Annotated in this window: 15 protein-coding genes; 9 read left to right on the forward strand and 6 right to left on the reverse strand. The window is 71.2% G+C overall.

Annotation, left to right across the window (positions count from 1 at the left end):
- The first annotated feature begins 15 nt into the window (after positions 1-15).
- Complete coding sequence (locus WMF12_RS15575; RefSeq protein WP_437872319.1) at positions 16-1,521, forward strand: MATE family efflux transporter; 1,506 nt, start codon at positions 16-18, stop codon at positions 1,519-1,521.
- 19 nt (positions 1,522-1,540) lie between these two features.
- On the opposite strand, the gene WMF12_RS15580 is transcribed toward WMF12_RS15575, so the two are convergent.
- From WMF12_RS15580 to WMF12_RS15600, 5 genes are all read right to left on the reverse strand, one after another.
- On the reverse strand, positions 1,541-3,610 hold the full coding sequence (locus WMF12_RS15580) for a bifunctional aldolase/short-chain dehydrogenase (RefSeq protein WP_437872320.1): 2,070 nt from the start codon (positions 3,608-3,610) through the stop codon (positions 1,541-1,543).
- A 46-nt stretch (positions 3,611-3,656) separates the two neighbouring features.
- The gene (gene ahcY / locus WMF12_RS15585) at positions 3,657-4,973 is read right to left on the reverse strand and encodes an adenosylhomocysteinase (RefSeq protein WP_437872321.1); all 1,317 of its coding nucleotides are present in this window, start codon (positions 4,971-4,973) and stop codon (positions 3,657-3,659) included.
- Positions 4,963-6,075: an ArsR/SmtB family transcription factor gene (locus WMF12_RS15590; RefSeq protein WP_437872322.1), complete on the reverse strand. Its 1,113-nt coding sequence runs from the start codon at positions 6,073-6,075 to the stop codon at positions 4,963-4,965. Before WMF12_RS15590 ends, ahcY begins: the two co-directional genes overlap by 11 nt.
- 267 nt (positions 6,076-6,342) lie before the next feature.
- A complete protein-coding gene (locus WMF12_RS15595; protein ID WP_437746440.1) occupies positions 6,343-7,638 on the reverse strand; it encodes a M16 family metallopeptidase in 1,296 nt (431 codons plus the stop codon).
- The gene (locus WMF12_RS15600) at positions 7,635-9,464 is read right to left on the reverse strand and encodes a peptidylprolyl isomerase (protein WP_437872323.1); all 1,830 of its coding nucleotides are present in this window, start codon (positions 9,462-9,464) and stop codon (positions 7,635-7,637) included. The genes WMF12_RS15595 and WMF12_RS15600 overlap by 4 nt, the downstream gene beginning before the upstream one ends.
- Before the next feature lie 129 nt (positions 9,465-9,593).
- Here WMF12_RS15600 and WMF12_RS15605 point away from each other — a divergent pair, with 129 nt between their 5' ends.
- The 4 genes from WMF12_RS15605 (at position 9,594) to WMF12_RS15620 (ending at position 13,267) form a co-directional block, all read left to right on the forward strand.
- Positions 9,594-10,103, forward strand: coding sequence for a hypothetical protein (locus WMF12_RS15605; protein ID WP_272098187.1), 510 nt, complete (start codon positions 9,594-9,596; stop codon positions 10,101-10,103).
- Positions 10,104-10,226: 123 nt separating this feature from the next.
- The gene (locus WMF12_RS15610; RefSeq protein WP_437872324.1) at positions 10,227-10,610 is read left to right on the forward strand and encodes a PilZ domain-containing protein; all 384 of its coding nucleotides are present in this window, start codon (positions 10,227-10,229) and stop codon (positions 10,608-10,610) included.
- 127 nt (positions 10,611-10,737) lie between these two features.
- The gene (locus WMF12_RS15615; RefSeq protein ID WP_437746443.1) at positions 10,738-11,163 is read left to right on the forward strand and encodes a hypothetical protein; all 426 of its coding nucleotides are present in this window, start codon (positions 10,738-10,740) and stop codon (positions 11,161-11,163) included.
- Between the two features lie 10 nt (positions 11,164-11,173).
- Complete coding sequence (locus tag WMF12_RS15620) at positions 11,174-13,267, forward strand: ATP-dependent DNA helicase (protein ID WP_437746444.1); 2,094 nt, start codon at positions 11,174-11,176, stop codon at positions 13,265-13,267.
- 82 nt (positions 13,268-13,349) lie between these two features.
- Here the strand turns inward: WMF12_RS15620 and WMF12_RS15625 are convergent, their stop codons facing one another.
- Positions 13,350-15,002 (reverse strand): hypothetical protein, encoded by a 1,653-nt coding sequence (locus WMF12_RS15625; RefSeq protein ID WP_437872325.1) that lies wholly within the window; start codon positions 15,000-15,002, stop codon positions 13,350-13,352.
- A gap of 179 nt (positions 15,003-15,181) precedes the next feature.
- Between WMF12_RS15625 and WMF12_RS15630 the strand changes: the two genes are divergently transcribed.
- The 4 genes from WMF12_RS15630 to WMF12_RS15645 all read left to right on the forward strand — a co-directional run bounded on the left by WMF12_RS15630 (position 15,182) and on the right by WMF12_RS15645 (position 21,191).
- Positions 15,182-15,769: a gluconate 2-dehydrogenase subunit 3 family protein gene (locus WMF12_RS15630; RefSeq protein WP_437872326.1), complete on the forward strand. Its 588-nt coding sequence runs from the start codon at positions 15,182-15,184 to the stop codon at positions 15,767-15,769.
- A complete protein-coding gene (locus WMF12_RS15635; RefSeq protein WP_437872327.1) occupies positions 15,766-17,412 on the forward strand; it encodes a GMC family oxidoreductase N-terminal domain-containing protein in 1,647 nt (548 codons plus the stop codon). Before WMF12_RS15630 ends, WMF12_RS15635 begins: the two co-directional genes overlap by 4 nt.
- A 299-nt stretch (positions 17,413-17,711) precedes the next feature.
- Entirely contained in the window at positions 17,712-19,445 is a 1,734-nt protein-coding gene (locus tag WMF12_RS15640) for a sigma-54-dependent transcriptional regulator (RefSeq protein ID WP_437872328.1), read from the forward strand.
- Between the two features lie 402 nt (positions 19,446-19,847).
- Entirely contained in the window at positions 19,848-21,191 is a 1,344-nt protein-coding gene (locus WMF12_RS15645) for a zinc-ribbon domain-containing protein (RefSeq protein WP_437872329.1), read from the forward strand.
- Positions 21,192-21,201: the final 10 nt, after the last annotated feature.

The raw sequence follows: 21,201 nt of genomic DNA on the forward strand, positions 1-21,201 counted from the left end.
ACCGCGCAGCCTGCGATGGCTCAGATCGCCTTGTCCGCGCCGGGTTCGAACGCCGTTACTTCGGGCCCACCCCATCGCGCCATCCTGCGGCTCGCGCTGCCGACCGTGGCGGCGATGCTCACCCAGAGCATCGTCAACGAGGTCGACATCGTCTTCTTCGCGCACCTGCCGTGCCCCGAGTCATCGAACGCGCACGCGGCGCTCTTGCCGTCGCTGATCGTCCTGTGGCTGTTCGGCGGCTCGCTCAGCGCGATCTCGGTCGGCACGCAGGCGTTCACGGCGCGCCGCTTCGCCGAGAATCGCCCCGGGGACGCTGGCGCGGTCCTCGCCAACGCCCTGTTCTTCGCGATCGTCGCCGGCGTCGTGTTCTCCGCGATCGGGTACCTGACGATGCCGTACATCCTGTCCGTCATCATCAAGGTGCCGGACGCGCGGCAGGCGGCGCTCGATTACCTCGGCTGGCGCCTGCTCGGCGTGACGTCGATGGCGGCGACGTTCGCGCTGAAGGCGTTCTTCGACGGGATCGGCAAGACGCACATCCACCTGGTCTCGGCCCTCGCGATGAACGGGCTGAACATCGTGCTCTGCCTCCTGCTCATCTTCGGCAACGCCTCGCTCGGCATCCCGAAGTACGGCATCGCCGGCGCGGGCATGGCCGGCTTCATCTCGACCTACGTCGGCCTCGCGATCATGCTCGCGTACGCGCTCCTGCCGGAGTACCGGCGCCGCTACCGCCCGTTCGCCACGAGCAAGCTGTCGGCCCCGCTCGTCTGGTCCATCCTCAGGCTGTCGATCCCGAGCGCCGTCGCGACCGTCGCGATCATGACGGGCTTCGCCCTCTTCTACGCGATCGCCAGCAAGCTCGACCAGGTCGCGCCGGCGGGCGTGGTCTCGCCGCTCTGTCCCGGCGGCCGCGCGGAGCCGGTGTACGGCGCCGCGACCACGGTGATCGTCGGGATCCTGAAGCTCACGTTCACCGCCTGCCTCGCCTTCGGCACGTCGACGGCGACGCTGGTCGCGCAGTCGCTCGGCGAGAAGGACGGCGACAAGGCCGCGCGCTTCGGCTGGACCAGCGTCCGGCTGGGGCTCGCGATCTTCGGCGTCGTCGGCCTGCTCGAGGCGATCTTCGCGCCGCAGATCCTCGCGTTCGCCAGCAGCAGCGAGCTCGTCCAGGCCGCGGCGCTCCGGCCGCTCCAGATCATGGGCATCTGCACGCCGCTCGTCGCGGTCGGCATGATCCTCACGCAGGCGCTCTTCGGCGCGGGCAACACGATGTTCGTGATGGTCGTGGAGCTCATCCTGCACTTCACCTGCCTCGTGCCGCTGGCGTGGCTGCTCGGCATCACGCTCGGCTTCGGCCTGATGGGCATCTGGGGCGCCGGCGTCGTCTACGTGGTCCTCCTCGCCGCGACCATGGTGTGGAAGTTCCGCTCCGGGGACTGGAAGAAGATCCATCTCGACGCCCAGAGGCCCCTCGACGGAGCCGCGCTCGGCGAGGGCGGCGGCGGGGCGAGCGCGTAGGGGCTCTGAGCCGACCGGCTCAGCGGGGGAAAGCGGCGGCGTTCCCGCCGTCGACGGTCACGACGCAGCCCGTCGTGGCCTCGGCCGTCGCGAGATAGAGGAACGCCTGCGCCACGTCCGCCGCGGTGGTCTCGCGCCGGAGCAGGTTGTCGCGGAAGTAGTCGTCGACCGAGACGTTGCGGGCGCGGGCGCGCGCCTCCAGCAAGCCGGCGCCGAAGAGCGCGGTGCGGATCCGGTCGGCGTTCACGGCGTTGGCCCGGATGCCCTGAGGTCCGAGGTCCACCGCGTACTGGCGCATCAGCGAGACGAGCGCCGCCTTGGCGACGCCGTAGGGACCGAAATCGGGCCCCTGGTTGAACGCGCTCTTCGACGCGTTGAACAGGATCGCGCCGCCTGAGCCCTGCGCGAGCAGCACCCGCGCCGCCGCGCGGGCGACGTTCTGGTGGCCGAGCAGGTTCAGCTCGAGCGACGCGCACAGGGCCTCGTGCCCCTCGGACGTGTGGAGGGATCCAGAGAACGCGCGGCCGGCGTTCGACACGACGACGTCGACGCCGCCGAAGTGCGCCGCGCTCTGCGCGAACGCGCGGTGCACGCTCGCCTCGCTGCGCACGTCGCAGGCGACCTTCATGCAGCGGCCGCGGTAGCGGCCCCCGAGCTCGGCGGCGGCCTTCTCGAGCGACTCCTCGTCGCGATCGGCCAGCACCACGTGCGCCCCCGCGGCGAGGAACGCCGCCGCCGTCGCGTGGCCGATCCCCGAGGCGGCGCCCGTGATCAGCGCGATCCGCCGATCGAGCGGGCCCCGCTGCCCTGCGCCGAGCTTCAACTTCGCCTGCTCGAGGCTCCAGTACTCCATGTCGAAGAGATCGAGCTCCGGGACTGGCTGGTACCCACCGAGCGCCTCGGCGGCCTCGATCACGGAGACGGTATGGGCGTAGACGTCCGCGACGATCTCCGCCTCGGCGCGGGAGCCGCCAACGCACAGCGCGCCCGCCCCGGGGAACAGCAGCACACGTGGGAACGGATCGAGCTCGTCGCGGACGACGCCCCGCGCCGCGCAGGAGCGGCGGAAATACTCGTGGTACTCGTCCACGTACCTCGCGATGGCCTGCTCGACGGTCGCGCGGAAGCGCGCCGTGTCGGTGATGTCGTGGCCGTGGATGATGAGCGGCCGCGCCTTGGTGCGGATGACGTGATCCGGCGTGGCGCAGCCGATCTGCGAGACCCTGGCCAGATCGTCGCGCGCGCAGAACGCGAGCAGCTCCAGGCCGGTGCGGAGCGTGCAGACCCAGGGGCGCCCCGACACGCGGGCGAGCGCTCCGCGGACGACCGGCCCGATGGCGGCCCGGAGGTCCGGATCCGCCACGACCGTGGGGTGCGAGACGATCACGCTGCGCTCGGCGATGTAGTGCTCGGCGCGCGTCACGGCGTCGATCATGCGCGTGTAGCTCTCCTCGGCGGTGTCTCCCCACGTGAAGACGCCGTGCTTGTCGAGGATCATCAGCGACGGGAGCGCCCCTTGCGCGAGGCGCTCCCGGACGAGCTCGGCGACGCGGCGGGCGAGCGCGAAGCCCGGCATGACGTACGGCACGAAGAGCGCGCCGTCCCCGTAGATCGCCTGGACGACCTCGGCCGAGCCGGGCTGATCGATGACCGCGAGCACGGCGTCCGCGTGCGTGTGATCGACGAACTTCGCGGGGATGATCGCGTGCAGCAGCGCCTCGACCGACGGCGTCGGGCTCGCCGGATCCAGCATCTGGCCGCGCAGCAGCGCGACCATCTGCTCGTCGGTCATCGCCTCCAGCGCGCAAGCGCGCTGGAGCGGCGCGAGGCGGCACGCCGGGAAGCCGCGCGGCTCGATGGTCGCGAGGTCCCACCCGCTGCCCTTGATGAAGAGCACCTCGACGCGATCGCCGAGCAGGTCGACGGCCGTGCTCTTGACGCTCGTGTTCCCGCCGCCGTGGAGGACGAGCGACGGATCGGCGCCGAGCAGGCGGGAGGTGTAGACGCGGAGGGCGAGATCCTCGCCCCAGGTCGAGGCGTAGGTGTCGAGGTAGCGCTGGGCTTCGTCCTTGCTGTGGCGAGGATCCATCGATCGGCCGCCTACCCCAGCGGCGGAGGCGCCGAAAGCCCGCCGCTCAGTAGCGGTAGTTCTCGGCCTTGAAGGGGCCCTCGGCGGGGACGCCCAGGTATTTCGCCTGCTCCGTCGTGAGCTGGGTCAGCTCGACCCCGAGCTTCGGCAGGTGCAGCGCCGCGACCTTCTCGTCGAGCTTTTTCGGCAGCAGGTGGACGCCGATCGTGTGCTTCTCGGTCCACAGGGCGATCTGCGCGAGGACCTGGTTGGAGAACGAGGTCGACATCACGAACGACGGGTGGCCGGTGGCGCATCCGAGGTTCACGAGCCGGCCGCGCGCGAGGACGATGAGCCGCTTGCCGTCCGGGAAGATGAAGTGATCGACCTGCGGCTTGATGTTCTCCTCCTTGATCTCCGGGTTCTTCTCGAGCCACGCGATCTGGATCTCCGAGTCGAAGTGCCCGATGTTGCAGAGGATCGCCTCGTCCTTCATCGCGATCATGTGCTCCGCCCGGACGACGTCGGCGCAGCCGGTCGCCGTGACGAAGATGTCGCCGACGGGCGCGACGGTCTCGAGGCGCTTCACCTCGTAGCCCTCCATCGCCGCCTGCAGCGCGCAGATCGGGTCGATCTCGGTGATGATCACGCGCGCCCCCAGGCCGCGCAGCGACTGCGCGCACCCCTTGCCGACGTCGCCGTAGCCGCACACGACGGCGACCTTGCCGGCGAACATCACGTCGGTGGCCCGCTTGATCCCGTCGCCCAGCGACTCGCGGCAACCGTAGAGGTTGTCGAACTTGCTCTTGGTCACCGAGTCGTTGACGTTGATCGCGGGCACCTTCAGCTTGCCCGCGCGGTGCATCTCGTAGAGCCGGTGCACGCCGGTCGTCGTCTCCTCGGAGAGCCCGCGGATCGGGTCGGCGCCGGTGAAGAGCTCCGGGTGCTTCTCGTGGGCGACGATCGTGAGATCGCCGCCGTCGTCGAGGATCATGTTGGGCCCCTTGCCGCCCTTGAAGGCGTAGAGCTGCTGCTCGATGCACCAGTCGTACTCCTCGAGGGTCTCGCCCTTCCACGCGAAGACCGGGATGCCGGCCGCCGCGATGGCCGCCGCGGCGTGATCCTGCGTCGAGTAGATGTTGCAGCTCGTCCAGGTGACCTCCGCGCCGAGCGCCACCAGCGTCTCGATCAGCACCGCGGTCTGGATCGTCATGTGGAGGCAGCCGGCGACGCGCGCGCCCTTGAGCGGCTGCGTCGGGCCGTACTCCGCCCTGAGCGCCATCAGCCCGGGCATCTCCTTCTCGGCGATGCGGATCTCCTTGCGACCCCAGTCCGCGAGCGTGATGTCGGCGACCTTGTAGGAGAGCTTCTTCTCAGCAGTCATGGTGTCCCTTTGCCTTTTCGGTGAATGCGCTTGAGCGCGCGCCGCGCCAGCCGACGAGCAGCTGCCAAACCAGGTGTCGATCCGGGCCTTCGCCCTGCCATGCGGACGGCAGCCGCCGGAGCTCGACGCCGGAGAGCCCGGCCTCCTCGGCGAGGCCCCGGAGGTCGCCCGGCGAGAAGCCGAGCCAGATGTCCGCCTCCTGCTCCCGGAGGGCCTGATCGTGGTGCGCCTCGTAATCGAGCACGCACACCGCGCCCCCGCGGGCGTGAGCGCCGTCGCCGCGGCCGGGCGCGGCCGGGCGCGCGAGCTCGACGAGCGCGCGCATCGCCTTCGCCGGCTGAGGCGCGTGGTGCAGCACGCGCGCCGCGAAGACAACGTCAGCGCCCCCGGAGAGGGCCTCGCCGGCCTCCGGAGGATCGCCGCCGAGCGCGCGCGCCACGGCCCGGATCACCTCGGGCCCGTCGATCTCGCCGCACACCAGCTCGACGTTCTCGAGGCTGCGCCGCCGCAGGCGCTCCCCGGCGAGCTGCAGCTGTGCGCTCGCGCGATCGAGCGCGACGACGCGATCGAAGACGGGCGACAACACCTCGAGCAGCGCCCCGTCGCCGGTGCCCGCGTCGACCGCCAGCCGCCGATGGGGCAGGAGCGGCGCGAGCGCCGCGAGGTAGGCGGCGAGCTCGGCCGGCGGCCCCGAGCGCAACGGCCGCCCGCCGCGCGCGAAGAACTCGCGCGTCTCGGCGTCGCGCGCGGCCAGCACCTCCTCGATGCGCGCGAGCGTCCCGTCCGCCGCGCAGGCGCGCTGGCCCGCGCGCACCGCGTCGTCGATCACGGGATCGGTCGTGGCCCGCGGATCCAGGCGGAGCAGCGTCCACGTCCCCTGGCGCCTGGCGAGCAGGATCCCCGCCTCGCGGAGCGCGGCCGCGTGGCGCGAGATCTTCGGCTGGCCCTCGCGGAGCAGCTCGGCCAGCTCTCCGACGGCGAGCTCCTCCGCCGCGGCCAGGCCGAGGAGCCGCACCCGCACCGGATCCGCCAGCAGCCGGTACAGCTCGCACCGCGCGACCGCCTCCTCCGGTTGAGCCGGCGTCTCTGCGACCGAGACCATGGATTATCTATATGTGTTGATGCGCATTAATGCAAATAGTTTGAGCAAGGCCCTGAACGCGCTCGGTTTGCCTCGAAAGCCCGACTGACATGTGTGCCCGGGCACTCCCGGCTCGCGCGGCGGGGCAGGCTCCCGTGCAGCGAGCAGCCGTGTCCAGCGATGCGCACGGGGGGGCGGCCTTCAACGGCCGCCTCCTTCCGGGGCTCCTTCCGCTTCCTCTGCGATCGTCGCTGTCGTTGTGCGCCGCGGCGCCTGGCTCGCGCTGCGTCAACCGAACGAGCGGACGGCCTTCTCCAGCTTCGCCTCTTCCGAGGAGCGGAGCAGGCCCACGGCCACCACGGTGAGGCGCTCTGGCCGGAACAGCATGCGCGCGGCGTCGCGCACATCGGCGACGCTGACGCGCGCGAGCTCCTCGTGCCGCGCCTCCGGGGTGCGCGTGATGTCGGCGAGCGCGGCGAGCCCATGGAAGCCGGCGGTCGCGTCGGCGTCGTCGAGCATCGCCTCCACCGACCAGAGGTGGCGGTCCCGCGCCTTGGCGAGCTCGTCCTCGCGCGGGCCGACCTCGGCGAGCTCGCGGAGCAGCGCGAAGATCTCCCTGACCACCACGGTCGCGCGGTCGTGCTGGACGCCCGCGGCGATGTCGACGACCCCGTCGTCCTCGTAGGCCTCGAACATCCCCGACACGTCGTAGCAGAGGCCCAGCCGATCGCAGATCCGCTCGTACAGCCGCGTCGACATGCCGTCGTCGAGGACGCGGAGCAGCATCTCCACGGCGGGCTCGCGCGGATCGCGCTCGCTCACGCCCCGGAACGCGATCCGCAGATCGGTCTGGCTCGACTGGTTCTCGATGAAGCGGAACCTCGGCTTCTTCTGCCCGTTGGGCGGCGGCGCGGCGGGCACCTGCTCGCCGCGCGGCATGGCGCCGAAGTGCCGCTCGGCGACCCGCGCGCACGCCTCGGGATCGAGCCGCCCCGCAAGGCAGAGCACCGCGTTCGCCGTCGTGTAGTGCCGGGCGTGGTGGGCGCGCAGCATCGGCTCGTCGAAGCGATCGAGCGCCTCGATGTCGCCCGTGATCGTGAACCCGAGCGGGTGTCGCTCGTACATGAGCGCGCGCGCGTTGTTGTCCGCGTCGATGTCGCGCCCCTCGTCGTCGAGGTCCTCGAGGATCTCCTCGCGCACGATGCCGCGCTCGACCTCGATCGCGGTGAAGCGAGGCGACGTGGCCACCTCGCCGAGCAGGGCGAGCACCGGCTCCAGGTTCGTCGGCGGCACGGAGATGCTCATCACGCCGTGGTCGACGTGGGTCGCCGCGTAGAGCGTCCCTCCGAGGCGCTCGAAGGCGAGCGCCTGCGCGTGCGCGGTCGGCAGCGTCGGCGTCCCCCGGAACACCATGTGCTCCAGGAAGTGGGAGATCCCGTTGTTCTGCTGGCTCTCGAACCGCGAGCCGACGCGCAGGTAGAGCGAGGCGACCGCCCGGTGGACGTGCGGTTGCGGGACGAGGACGACCTTGAGGCCGTTCGAGAGGACGACGTCGCGCGCGTCACGCAGCGGGAGCGACGTCATTCCCCCTCGTCTTCGAGCGGCAGCGGCGGCTCGCCGGAGCCATCCTCGGCTGGCTTGGACTCCTTCAGGAGGTTCTGGTCGTACTTCACCTCGCTGCCGATCGTCGACTTCAGCCGGCGCACGTACCCGATGAGCGCGTCGTTCTGCTTCGCGGCGCGCATCGCCGACGTGTAGAACTCGCGATCCTTGTCCCACTGCTCCTGGCTCGCAGAGGTCTTCTCCTTGAGCTGGATCACCGCATAACCGTTCGCCAGCGCCACGACGTCCTTGGGCAGGTCGCCCGGCTTGTCGAGCTGGAAGGCGATGCGCGCGGCCTCGGTGCTGTCCTTCGCGTCCGCGACGGGTGAGCCGGAGACGTTGAACGGCAGGCTCGTCTCGACGGTGGGCCGGTTCGGGTGCGTCGCGATCGTGTAGGGAGCTCGCGCCTCCCCGGCCTCGGCCTGGCCACCCTCCTTCGCGCCCGCGTCCTTGTTGCCGTCCTGCTTCGCTGCGGCGGCCCCGCCGCCCGCCTTTGCGCCCGGCGCGGCGGCACCCTCCTTCGCGCTTGCCTTCTCCTTCGAATTCGCCGGCGTGAGCTGGGCCATGTACGCGGCGAGCGCGTCCTCCAGCGACTTGCCGCCCGCTGCGGCGGCGAGCACCTGCTTCGCGGCCTCGGCCGCGAGCCGCTCCGACTCGTGGGCGATGTAGAAATCGCGCGCCGTCTCCTGCCGGCCGATCTTCTCGGCCTCGGCGTCCTTCGCGATCTGTTCGAGCTTGATCACGTGGAAGCCGTCCTCGGTCTCGATGAGGTCCGACACATCGCCCGCCTTCATCTCGAAGAGCTTGTCCTCGACAGGCTTGCTCAGGCGCCCCTTGGCCACGCATCCGAGCTCGCCGCCGCGCGCCGCGCTCGGATCGTCGCTCGCGCTGCGGGCCACGTCGGCGAAGCTCTCGCCCTTCTTGAGGCGCTGGACCGCGCCCTCGATCCGCGCCTTCGCGGACGCCTTGCCCGCCTCCGGCCCCTGCTCGGCCTCCTCGGGCTTCACCTCGACCACGAGGACTCGGGCGACGCGGCACTCGGGCTGATACTGCGCCTTCCGCCCCTCCCAGGCCTTGTCGAGCTCTTCTTTGTTGTTGTCGGCCCAGGCCTGGATCGCCTTCTCCGACGTGTCCACGATGAGATCGCTGTAGAAGCGCCGGTCGAAGCGCACATAGGCGAGCGTCCTGGTGGACTTCTCGCGCGAGAACTGCTCGAACGCCTCATTCTCGCCGACCCGGACCCGCGCCCGGATGAGCTCGCGCATCCTGGCGGCGATGAGCTCCTTCCGCTGGTAATCGCGGAAGTCCGTGGGGCTCATCTTCGTGATGTTCCGGATTTGCTTCTCGTACTGCTTGCTGTCGAACTTCTTCGTTTGCCGGTTGCGGACGTCCAGGTAGCGAGTGAGGTCTTCCCGGAGGCTGAGGGCGTAACCGACCTGGCGGATCTTGTCTGCCGGGAGCGAGACATGCACCCTGCCAGCCACGAGCTCGTTCGTGAGCTCGTCGTCCGAGACGCTGATCCCGAGGCGCTTCGCGTCCTCGTTGAGGAGCCACCGCTCGTAGAGCCCCTCCGCCGTGAGCCGCCGGTAACCCATCGCCCGGAGGCGGTTTTCGTCGACGCTCCGCATCGCGAGCAGGTTCTTCGACGCGTTGAAGTCGATCGAGGAGATGCAGCTGCCTCGGACCTCGACCGCACAGGTGCTCCCGGCCGACTGCACGGGCCCCGTGCTCGGGCGGAACTGGACGATGAAGACGACGGCGATCGCGATGATGATGGCGGCGCCGAAGATTTGGCTCAGTCTGTTCACGAAGGGCTCGCTCCCGGGGCGTGCGCCGCTCGCTCTTCGAGCGGCCTCCCGCCTTGGCCTGGCGCGGCATAGCACGGCGTCGACGGCGTGTCTTTACGGCGGTCGGGAGCGGGGCTAGGGGCACATGCCATGGCAAGCTCGAAGTCACAGCTCCCTGATTGCGGCCTCTACCTGACGACAAAGCCGCTCCCCGGACACGAGGACAAGGTGCCTGCTGGCACCCTCGTCTCCTTCCACAACCACTCGGACAACGGTCTGCCGACGGTCACGACGCCCGACCACAACGTCCACAACCGCTGGCACTTCCACGGCCCTGCCGTCGCGTTCCGGGGCACGACGTGGGCAGACTCCCTGCAGCGCCTCCCCGCCGAAGGGTTCTACACGCTTCGCAAGGAGCTCGCGTTCGACGGCGGCAACTGGCCGAAGGGCACGCTCGTGCAGCTCGGTTACACGCAGGCGGGCATGCCTATCCTGTTCATCGCCCGTGTGCGTTCGCGGCTTCAGGAGAACGACCTCTTCTTCTCCGACAAGGGCGTAGGCATCAAGCGCGAGCAGCTGTCCCTGCTCGAGCCCGTCTCCGTCTTCGAGGAACCGAGCGACGGCTCCGGCCACCAGCCCGACCACGCCGACGCGCACTGAGCGGCCGCCGTAGGGGGCGCATCCTCGTGCACCGCGCAGGACGCAGCTCCCGTCCATGCTGAATATCGACCGGAGTCCACAATTCTGTCCCCCGGGCACGGCGTGTGCTTGTAATTTTCTTTCGTGATTCGACGCAGAACCCTCACACCCCCGTCACTCCAGATTCCACCTGAGCTCCTGGCCAACCGTCGCAGGAGCCCACGCCGCGAGCTGAGCGAACGGGTACGCCTGGAGACCGGCGAGCGCGCCGTCGCCGGCTGGACGCTGAACGTGAGCGTCGGCGGGCTCAGGGTGGTGATAGAAAATTCACTCGATCCCGGTACCGAGCTGACGGTCTGGCTCGACGGCAGAAGCCCACGTCCGGGTAGGATAATGTGGGTCCAGGACGAGCCCGATGGATCGATCGTCGGGGTGTGTTTCCTCGATGGTCTGGAGACTCGGGAGGGCATCAACGGTCTGGGGGGCCTGGAAAGAGGCCCCTCGAGATCGCCGCGATCGAGCTCCTGAGCCCACAGGAGCGCGCCGGCGCGCCAGAGCGCCACACGTGGTCGGCGCTGTCGGCTTGACGAGGCACCCGCAATTTTGCGATGGATGTTCCTGCTGACAGCTGGGGGTAGCCGGAAACCAGCGGAAGATGCCGACACCCGCGGAGATAAAGAAGGCCCTGCTCCAGGCCGGATTCGAGGTCTACCGCACCCGGGGCGACGCCGTGCAGGTCGCGGAGCGGGTGCGGGAGAACCTCCTCATGGACTCGGGGATCGTCGTGGGCGCCGAGCCGCTGCGGGTCGGGTTCGTCGTGCGCGCCCAGCGCAACGACTTCCCGGGTGCGGCGGACGAGCAGCTCTTCGAGCGGGCGCGCGGAATGGCCGAGCCTGCCGTGGCGCGTGGCTACGCCGAGGCCGAGGCCGCCCTCCGCCACGTCCGCGACCCCGGCGACGCCGAGCGGACGCTCGATACGTGGTGCGAGGTCCACTTCGAGAAGCGCGTGGCGTCGCTCGAGCTCGCCGTCAGCGAGGTGGGGTTCGCCCTCTCGCTGGAGAAGACTGCCCTGCCGCGCTGAGCGGTACGCGATGCCCTTTGACCGCGCCGCGAGCCTGCTCGGGCCCTCGGGCCCGTTCGCGCGTGGCCTGGACGGGTACGAGGACCGACAGGGGCAGGTGGCGATGGCGAGCGCCGTCGAGCGGGCGCTCGCGGAGGACCGCATCCTCCTCTGCGAGGCGGGCACCGGGACCGGCAAGACGCTCGCCTACCTGGTGCCCGCGATACTGAGCGGTCGCAAGGTCGTCGTCTCGACCGCGACGAAGGCGCTCGAGGACCAGATCTACACGAAGGACCTGCCGCTCGTGGCCGAGCACCTCCGGCTGGATCCGCGCGCGGCGCTGGTGAAGGGGCTCGGCAACTACCTGTGCCTGCGGCGCTTCAGCGAGCTCCGGACCAGCCCTGGCGCGGGCGCCGGGATCGCGGGGCGCTCGCTGCCGCTGATCGAGGCGTGGGCGCAGGAGACCGAGATGGGCGACGTCGCGGAGCTCGCCCACCTCGCCGAGGGGGATCCGCTCTGGCGAGAGGTCGCGTCGTCCAGCGAGACGCGCCTCGGCGCCTCGTGCGAGTACTTCGAGAGGTGCTTCGTCACGCGGATGAAGCGCGACAGCGAGGCGGCGCGCCTCCTCGTCGTCAACCACCACCTCTTCTTCGCGGATCTCGCGCTGAAGATCGCCGGAGCGCGCCGCGGCTTCGCCGGCGCCGGCGCGCTCCCGCCGTACGACGCGGTCATCTTCGACGAGGCGCACCAGCTCGAGGACATCGCGACGGGCTTCTTCGGCGTCCGCGTCTCTCGCGCGCGGGTCGACTCGATGCTGCGCGACGCGGACCGGGCCTTCATCGCGTCGGGCCTCGCCGATCGCATCCTCGGGCGGGGCGAGGGGACGGCGATCACGGCCGTGGTGCGCGAGTCCGCGGACGCGCTCTTCGATCGGCTCGCCTCGCTGGGCGGCGCCGCCGGCAGCGGGGATCGCGGCGAAGCCCGGAGCCCGCTCGCCAGGGACGCCTGGTCCGGCGAGCTGCTCGACGCGTACCACCGCCTCGACGACCACCTCGAGGCGCTCGCGGCCTACGCGAGCGCGAACGCGATCAGCGAGGCGGTGCAGCTCGTCGGCAACCGCGCCGCGCAGCTGCGGGACGACGCGGCGCGGATCGTCGACCCCGCGACGAACCAGGTCACGTGGGTCGAGGTTCGCGGCCGCGCCGTCTCGTTCGGCGCGTCGCCGGTCGATCTCGGGGACATGCTGCGCGAGCACGTCTTCGAGCGGATCGGCGCCGTGGTGCTGACGAGCGCCACGCTGACGACGGGCGGCTCCGCCGGGGCGGGGTTCCGCTTCCTCCGCTCGCGGATGGGCCTCGACGAGGACGTGTCGGTCCCTGTCGACGAGCTCGAGGTCCCTTCGCCCTTCGACTACCCGACCGCCGCGCTGCTCTACACGCCGCGCGACCTCCCCGAGGCGACCGACGCGGCGTTCGTCGAGCGGGCCGCCGATCGCGCGGCCGAGCTCATCGGCATCACGGGCGGCGGCGCGTTCCTCCTCTGCACGTCGATCCGCGCCATGAACGCGCTCGCCGCGGCCCTCCGCGTCCGGCTCGGGCGCGCCGCGGCGGTCGCCCGGGCGAACGGCAGCGCTCCGGGGCGGCAGGCTCCGCTGCTCGTGCAGGGGGACGCGCCGAAGGGCGCGCTGCTCCGCCGCTTCCGCGCAGAGCGGCACGCGGTGCTCGTCGCGACGATGAGCTTCTGGGAAGGGGTGGACGTCCCCGGCGAGGCCCTGCGCCTCGTGATCATCGAGAAGCTCCCGTTCGCGGTGCCGACCGATCCCGTCGTCGCGGCCCGGTGCACGGCGATCGAGCAGGGCGGCGGCAACCCGTTCATCGCCTACAGCGTGCCGCAGGCCGCGATCACCTTGAAGCAGGGCTTCGGCCGGCTGATCCGCGCGCGGACCGATCGCGGCATCGTCGCGATCCTGGACCGCAGGATCCGCACGCGCGGCTACGGCCGCGTGCTGCTCGACAGCTTGCCCGACGCACGCCGGACCGACCGTATCGAGGACGTGCGCGCCTTCTGGGCGGCCCGCGCGGCCGACGCGGAAGCGGAGCGAGGAGGAGCGCCGGCGCGGACGTGAGGCGCGGCGCGAAGGGGCTGCGAGGCGAAGCGCGGGATGAGGCGCGCGCTCCGGCGACGCGCGCGCTGCGTCGGCGCGATCGTCAGGGATACGACGCCTTCCCATAGATGCACCAGGCGCCGCCCTTCCGGAGGGCGATGACCTGGCGGAGCCTGTAGTCCGCCTTGAACCTGGGGTCCTCGTACGAGGCGCGGGAGGAGGGCACCGTCGGGGTCTTGCAGTCGATCCCGGAGGAGATGAGCAAGAAGTAACGCGGGTTCTTCGCGAAGATCGCGTCGGTGTAGCCGGCCCCGACCTTGTGCGTGTACGCGCCCGGCAGGCGGGAGACCTCGGGGCTGAGCAGCCCGAGCATGTCCACGACCGGGAAGCCCGTGCGGTAACCGACGTAGCCGATGTCGGCGAGCGCGATGGGGCCAGGCTCCGCGTTCTGGACGAGCCACTCCGCGGAGCGCCCTGCGGCGTCGTCCCAGAAGCCCTTGTCGTTGACGAGGAGGTTCCGCTGGGCCCGCACGAGCTCGCCGGCGCGGGTCGCGATCGTGATCGCGCCGAACGCCGCGATCGCGAGCGACGCCACGCGCTCGCGGCGCGCGGCGATCGCGCGGACCGCGTCGTCGGCGAGCAGGAACGCGAACGGCTCCGCGGGCGCGAGGAACCGGAAATAAGGCATCCAGTCGCCGCCCACCGCGACGACGTAAACGCCGAACAGCAGCGCGATCGACGCGATCGCGAGGCCGCTCCGGCGCCGGTGGACGATGGATGAGGCGACCGAGAGGATCCCGAGCCACAGGAAGGCGCCGGCGTGCTGCGCGTACTTGCGGACGTAGTCGCCCCCGCCCTGGATCTGCTGCGCGAAGTCGCCCGTCTTCGCGGCGAGCGTGTTCGGGAGCCACGCGCCGTAGTAGCTGTGCCGCCACACGAGGTGCGCGGCGACCGGGAGCGCGAACGCGACCAGGCGCAGCACGCTCCGGCGCGAGAGCGCCTGCTCCGAGTGCCAGACGACGAGCAGCCCGAGGAACAGCGGCGCCTCCGGGCGGGTGAGCGCGGCGAGCGCGAACACCGCGCCGGACAAGGGGAACCAGGGGAACCATGAGAAGACGAGCGCGGGCCGAGCGCCGCTGTCGTCGCTGGCGGCGTCCTCTTCGCGGAAGAAGAGCTCGGTCCCCGCGAGCGTGAGCAGGAGGAACAGCGGCGTCTCCAGCCCGAACACCGCGTAGCCGGAGAAGAGGACGCTCATCGCGAGCAGCCAGGTCGCGAGGCAGGGCACGTTCGAGAACGGACGCAGCCGCCGGGAGAGGAGGTAGGTCGGGACGAGCGCACCTGCGGCGCAGGCGGCGCCGAGCACCTTCGACGCCGCCGCCGGCGCCGCGCCGAGCTTCACCGCCGCGGCGAGGAGCACCGTCCAGAGGAAGTTCGTGTAGCCCTCGACGCGTTCGCCCACGTTGTAAACGAGCCCGTTTCCGTTCGCGAGGTTCTCCGCGTACCGGAACGAGATGTACGCGTCGTCGATCGTGAAGCTCGCGACGCGGAGCGCAGCCGCGATCGTGATCACCATCGGCGCGAGCAGCCCGAGCGTGAGCTCCAGCGAGGCGGGGAGGGGAGCGCCAGCGAGCCAGGTTCGAAGATCGCGCGCCGGCGAGGTGTGGCGCTCGGCTCCCGACGGCTCCTCGCCTTCGATGGACTCGTCGTGTCCCACCTCCTCGCTCCTCCCCACTGCGGTCACGGGCTCGTCGCTCATCGGGCGCCGACCATACCGCGATTGTCACAGCCACAACGTCGAGCTGCGTAAATCGGGACAGGATGGTGTGCGAACACCCGGACGCAGTGCGAACGAAATTGCGCACTCTGACTGTAGGGCTACGCTGTCGAGGCAGCCACGGCGACGGCTTCCCGTGCTGACAAGGAAGGAGTCGAGTGATGAGCGAGCTCGTTGCGCACCTGCCCGTGATCGGTCCCGTCGTTGTCCTGGCGGCGCTCGCCCTCGCCGCCGTCTTCCTCGTGCGCAGGGCGTCGGCCCCCGGTGCGCCCTCTTCCGCGCTGTCCGTGAAGGAGCGGGCCATCGTGGCGGCCTGCGCTGACGCCCTGTTCCCGGCCGGGGGCCCGATCCCGGTCTCCGGCACGGAGGCCGGGTTGGTCGAGTACGTGGACCGCTACGTCGCGCGCACACCGCGGCCTCTCCGGCCTTACATGCGGCTGCTGTTCCACTTCGTCGAGCTCTCGCCCTGGGTCTTCGGGCCGCGCCGCGCACGCTTCACGCGCCTCCCGCAGGCCGATCGCATCGCGGTGCTCGCGTCGATGGCGCAGAGCTGCATCTACCTCCGGCGGGTGACGTTCCTCTCGCTGCGGACGATGCTCTCGATGGGGTATCTCGCGAACGAGAAGGTCGCCGGCGCGATCGGCGTTGCCTGCTGCGCCACGCCCTTCGAGCGTCGCGCCGCCGGGAGAGCGGCGGGTGAGCCCGCCGCCGCGGCGCCCCCGTCGCTCGCGCCGGGGGTGACGGCGTGAAGCTCCCCGTCTTCCCGGAGCCGCCTCGCGCCGTGGGCCGCGAGCGCGGCGAGCGGCGCTCGCTCTCCGAGGCGACGCTCCGATCGAGGGGCGCGGTGGAGCCGCTCGCGCCCGACGAGCCGCGCTCGCAGGTGAAGGTGTTCGCCGACTACGAGGGCGAGGTGCGGGCGTCGTGCGAGGTGCTCGTCGTCGGCTCGGGGCCGGGCGGCGCGGTCGTCGCCAAGGAGCTCGCCGAGGCGGGACGCGACGTGATCCTCGTCGAGGAGGGGCCGCCGTTCGGGGTGGAGGATTTCCGCCAGGAGCCGGGCGAGTCGCTCTCGCGCACGCTGCGCGAGGGGGGGATGCGCGCCGCCCGCGGGCGCATGCTCATCCCGACCATGCAGGCGATCGCGCTCGGGGGCGGCTCGGTCGTCAACTCGGCCATCTGCGCGCGCTCGCCCGCCTGGGTGTTCGACAAGTGGGCAGAGCGGACCGGCACGTCCTCGCTCACCCTGGACGCGCTGCTGCCCCACTACGATCGCGTCGAGCGCCTGCTCGGCGTCTCACCCACGCCGATGGAGGTGCAGGGCGAGCGCAACCTGCGCTTCAAGCGCGGCTGCGACGCGCTGGGGCTGTCGAGCGAGCCGACCCACCGCAACGTGCGCGGCTGCCGCGGCTCGGGCGAATGCTTCACCGGGTGTCGCAACCGCGCAAAGATGTCGACCGACGTGTCGTACGTCCCCGCCGCGATCCGGGCGGGCGCGCGCGTCTTCACAAGCGTGCGCGCCGAGCACCTGCTGCTCTCCGGCAGGCGCGCCGCCGGGATGCGCGGGCGCACGATCGAGCCGTTCACCTGGCGCGAGGGGGCGCCCGTCGAGATACGGGCGGAGCTCGTCGTGCTCGCGGCCGGCTGCATGGCGACCCCGCTCATCCTGCTCCGCAGCGGCGCCGCCGGCTCGAGCGGCCATGTGGGCAACGAGCTGCAGCTCCACCCTGGGCTCGCCATCATGGCGGTGTTCCCGGAGCCCATCGATCCATGGGAGGGCGCGACCCAGGGCTATCACTCGCTCCACTTCATCGAGCAAGGGATCAAGCTGGAGGTCCTCTGGTCACCGCCGGCCGTGCTCGCCGCGCGATTTCCCGGCCTCGGGCACGACTACCAGCGTCATCTCCGGACATACAACCGGATGGCGCCGTTCGACGTCATCATTGCAGCCGAGCAGTCGCGCGGGACGGTGCGTCCGAAGCGCGGCAGCTGGGACCCTGATGTGCGATTCGACTACGCGCCGCGCGACGTCGAGAAGATCCAGCGCGGTCTCGGCATCTTGTCCGACATCTGCTGGGCGGCGGGGGCCTCGTCGATACTGCCCGGGTTGCACGGCGTGCCCGACGAGCTGACGTCGCCGAAAGAAGCCGAGATCCTGAAGAGCAAACGGCTCGACGGGCGCGACACGATCACCGCGGCGAATCACGCCTTCGGTACGGCGCGGATGTCGAGGCGCCCGCGGGACGGGGTGGTCGATGAGGAGGGGCGCTGCCACGATCTGGACAATGTGTACGTCGCTGACACGAGCATCTTTCCTGGAAGTCCTGCAGTGAATCCGATGCTTACGTGCATGGCGCTGGCCGATCGCATCGCATGCTGCATCATCGAGCGCTGGTGATGCGCGCGGCGGCGTGTCACCACAGGAGTCAGTGAGCCAGGGGCGCCACATCCGTCGGGCAGGCACGGCATGTCGCGGACGGTATGTGAGGGGGGCTTTGCACTCGAGAAGGAGGCAACTCCCGAGTTGATACGAGGCCCCCGCGAGGTACAAGTTTAACGGCACGTTTCAACTCGCACGGGGCCGAGCCGTCCGTCCGCCGAGCTGGGAGGGAAGCTTTGGGACCGAACGCAGTTTCAGCTGCAATTCCGCGCGGACAAGCGCGCTCGCCGCATCGGAGCCACAGCCATCACGGCCGTGTGCTCCTCGTCGAGGACGAGCCCGATCAGGCGGCCATCCTCGAGGCGGTGCTGCGCCATGAAGGGCTCGACGTCGTCGTTGCGTCGAGCGGCGAGCAAGCGCTCGAGATCCACCAGCGGACGCCGGCTGACGTGCTCGTCACGGATCTCAACCTGCCGGGCATGACGGGGGTCGATCTGATGCGCCGGCTCTCGCCCGGCGAGCTCGAGGGGCCCGAGCCGAAGGCGCCGCCGCCCCACGTGGTCATGGTCACCGGCGCGGCGTCGATCACGAGCGCCGTCGACGCGCTCAAGCTGGGAGCGGCCGACTACCTCCAGAAGCCGCTCGACCCGGCGCGCCTCGTGCTGCTCGTGCGCGAGCTTCTCTCGTCGCCGCCGACCGAGTTCGACGACGACGATCCCCTCCATGGGCAGCTCGTGTTCGAGGGGATGATCGGCGGCTCGCCGCGGATGCGGGAGGTATTCACCCGCATCGATCGCGTCGCCGCGACGATGGCGCCGGTGCTCATCGTCGGCGAGAGCGGCACGGGCAAGGAGCTCGTCGCGCGCGCCATCCACAACCGGAGCCGCCGCCGCGCGGGCCCGTTCGTGCCGGTCCACACGGGCGCGATCCCGCGCGAGCTCATCGGCAGCGAGCTCTTCGGCCACGAGAAGGGCTCGTTCACCGGCGCGTTCGCGGCCGCGGAGGGCAAGTTCGAGGCGGCGGCGGGCGGCACCGTCTTCCTCGACGAGGTGGGCACGATGGACGCGGCCGTGCAGGTCAGCCTCCTCCGCGTGCTCGAGACGTACCGGTTCACGCGCGTCGGCGGCCGCAAGGAGATCGAGGCCGACGTCCGCGTCGTCGCCGCCACGAACAAGGACCTGCTCGACCTCGTCGACGACTGCGTCTTCCGCGAGGACCTCTACTACCGGCTCAACGTGTTCACGGTGACGCTGCCCCCGCTGCGCGAGCGCAGGGAGGACGTCCTGCCCATCGCCGAGCGCTTCCTGCTGAAGTTCGCCAAGCGCTACGGCACCCCGGCCCGCCGCCTCTCGGACGCCGCCGTCGAGCGGCTGGCCGAGCACGACTGGCCGGGCAACGTCCGCGAGCTGCGCAACGTCATCGAGCAGACGGCGCTCTTCGCCTCGAACGAGCTGGTCTCGGCCAACGACGTCCAGCTCGGCCAGGGCCGGATCGAGCGGCGCTCGGGCCGGCGTTCCTATGACAGCATCCCGTCGGCGAGGGTGGCGGCGCCGGTCGTCCCCGCCGAGCCGGCCGAGCCGCTCTCGGTGCCGATCGTTCATGCCGCCGACCTGGTGGTTCCCTCCGAGCCCGTGCCGTCGCACGTCGGCGCGCAGCCTGTGCCGTCCTCCATCGGCCCAGCCTCGATGCCGCGGAGGCCGGGGGAGGCGGGCACGCACGAGGCCGAGCCGTCGCGGGACGCCGGCGAAGCGGCCGAGCACCCGCTCGTGCTGCGCCTTCCGGTCGGAACGCGCCTGGCGGACGCGGAGCGCAAGCTCATCCTTCTGACCCTCGAGGCGGTGCGCGGCAACAAACAGCGCGCCGCCCGCGTGCTCGGGATCAGCCGCCGCGGCCTGTACTCGAAGCTGCAGGCGTACGGGGAGCACGTGGGGAGCCACGAGGCCCAGGGGCACAGCGAGAGCGCCGAGCCGCAAGACCCGGTCGACGATGTGCCGGTCGTCACCGACGAGCCCGCCCTGGAAGAGCTCGGTTCCGCGCGCGGCGACGCCTGACGGAGCCTCCTTGCCGCTCTGCGCCGCGAGGCCTCACCGCGCCGCGCCGCGAGCTCACACCGCCACACCGCAGGTTCGCAGTACGGCAGCAATCACGGGTCGCGCGGGCGCGTCGAGTGTGAGGCGCCTCCCCGCGCGGATGGGCGCCTGAGCCGCGCCGCCAGGCGGCTGGTCGCACTCCGGAGCCCGACCTGCGCGCTGCTGCGCCGCACCCCGACAACGGTCCCGTCGGAGGTCCGTCCCTTTGTGCTTTACGAAGGGACGACGACCTCGGCTATCGTAAAGCGGAGCTGCGAGATCAGACGCGCGACTGGCACGTCAGAGAGCGGGCCACCGGCGCGGCATCAAGGTAAACTCTACGCGACGCCTCGCCGGCACTACACCCCAGCGGGCCAGCCCCCAATGAAGATCACCTGCCAGTCCTGTCAGTCGAAATACACCGTCTCGGACGAGAAGGTCCAAGGCAGAACCGTCAAGATCAAGTGCCGCAAATGCGGCGCGACGATCCTCGTGAACAGCTCGGGCGTGACGACCAACGGCGGGCTCGCCGATCCGGTCTCCGGCACGAGCGTTCCGAATGACGGGACGACGTACCTGGTCAACGTGGCGGACGGCGATCAGCGCTCGATGGCGCTGGCCGAGATCGTCACGAGCTACCAGTCGGGGGTGATCAACGCCGAGACGTACGTCTGGGCGGACGGCATGGCCGACTGGCAGCCGCTCGGCCAGATCGACACGATCGTCGCGGCCCTGCATGCAGGCAGCGCTCCTGCCTCCGTGGCCGCGCAGGAGGCGGCGCCGGTGCAGTCGACGTCGGTGCCCAGCGGGGGAGCGGCCCTCGGGCAGACCTCCCCGGGCGTCGAGTCGGTCGCGGCGGCCGCTCCTCGAGCAGCGGCGGTGCGTCGCGATCCGGCGCGTCCGACGCAGGATCTCTTCGGCGCGAGCCCGGGCGTCGAGGCGCACCGACCCAGCTCCGACGACGTGGCCACGAGCGCTCCGCTCTTCAAGAGCGGCGCCGCGCCTGGCCAGCGCGACGAGAACTCGATGCTGTTCTCGCTGAGCGCCCTCACGGCGAAGGCCGCCGCTCCGGCCCCGGCGCGGGCGGCCGTCAGCGCCTCGGACGATTCCGGCCTCATCGACCTGAAGGCCCTCGCGTCGGGAGCTGGCGTCCGAGCGCCGTCGCCCGTCGCGAGCATCGTCGCCAACGATGGCGGCCTGTTCCAGCTCAGCGCGCCGATCGTGACCACGGCGCGAGCGCCGTCGGTCGCGCCGCCGAACGTCGGCGAGGCCCCTTCTAAGAACCGCGCCCCGTTGATCATCGCCGCGGGCATCGCGATCGCGGGCATCGCGATCGCAGGTGTATTCTTCCTGATGAAGGGCGGGGGCAGCACGCCGGTTCCCACCGCGGTCGAGACCGCGCCGCCCACGGCCGCCGCGCCGGCGACGACGGCGCCCCTCGACACGGCGCCGGCGCCGGCGCCCACCGCGTCGGCGACGGCGTCGGCGACCGCGACGGCAGAGCCGGTCGCGAGCGCCGCGCCGAGCGCCACGCCGACGGCAGCAGGGGCGCGTCCGAACACGAGGCCCCCGTCGCGACCGAGCACCGGCGGCAGCACCGCAGGCAAGCAGTCGCCTGCTGCGGCCGCCCCGGCGCCGGCCGCTCCGGCCCCCGCGAAGCGCGGCGGCTGCGGGTGCGCGGTCGGCGATCTGATGTGCGCGATGCAGTGCTCCGCAAAGGGCAAGTGAACGCGCGTCG

This window comes from Sorangium sp. So ce363 (genome assembly GCF_051520435.1).
Classification (GTDB): domain Bacteria; phylum Myxococcota_A; class Polyangia; order Polyangiales; family Polyangiaceae; genus Sorangium; species Sorangium cellulosum_B.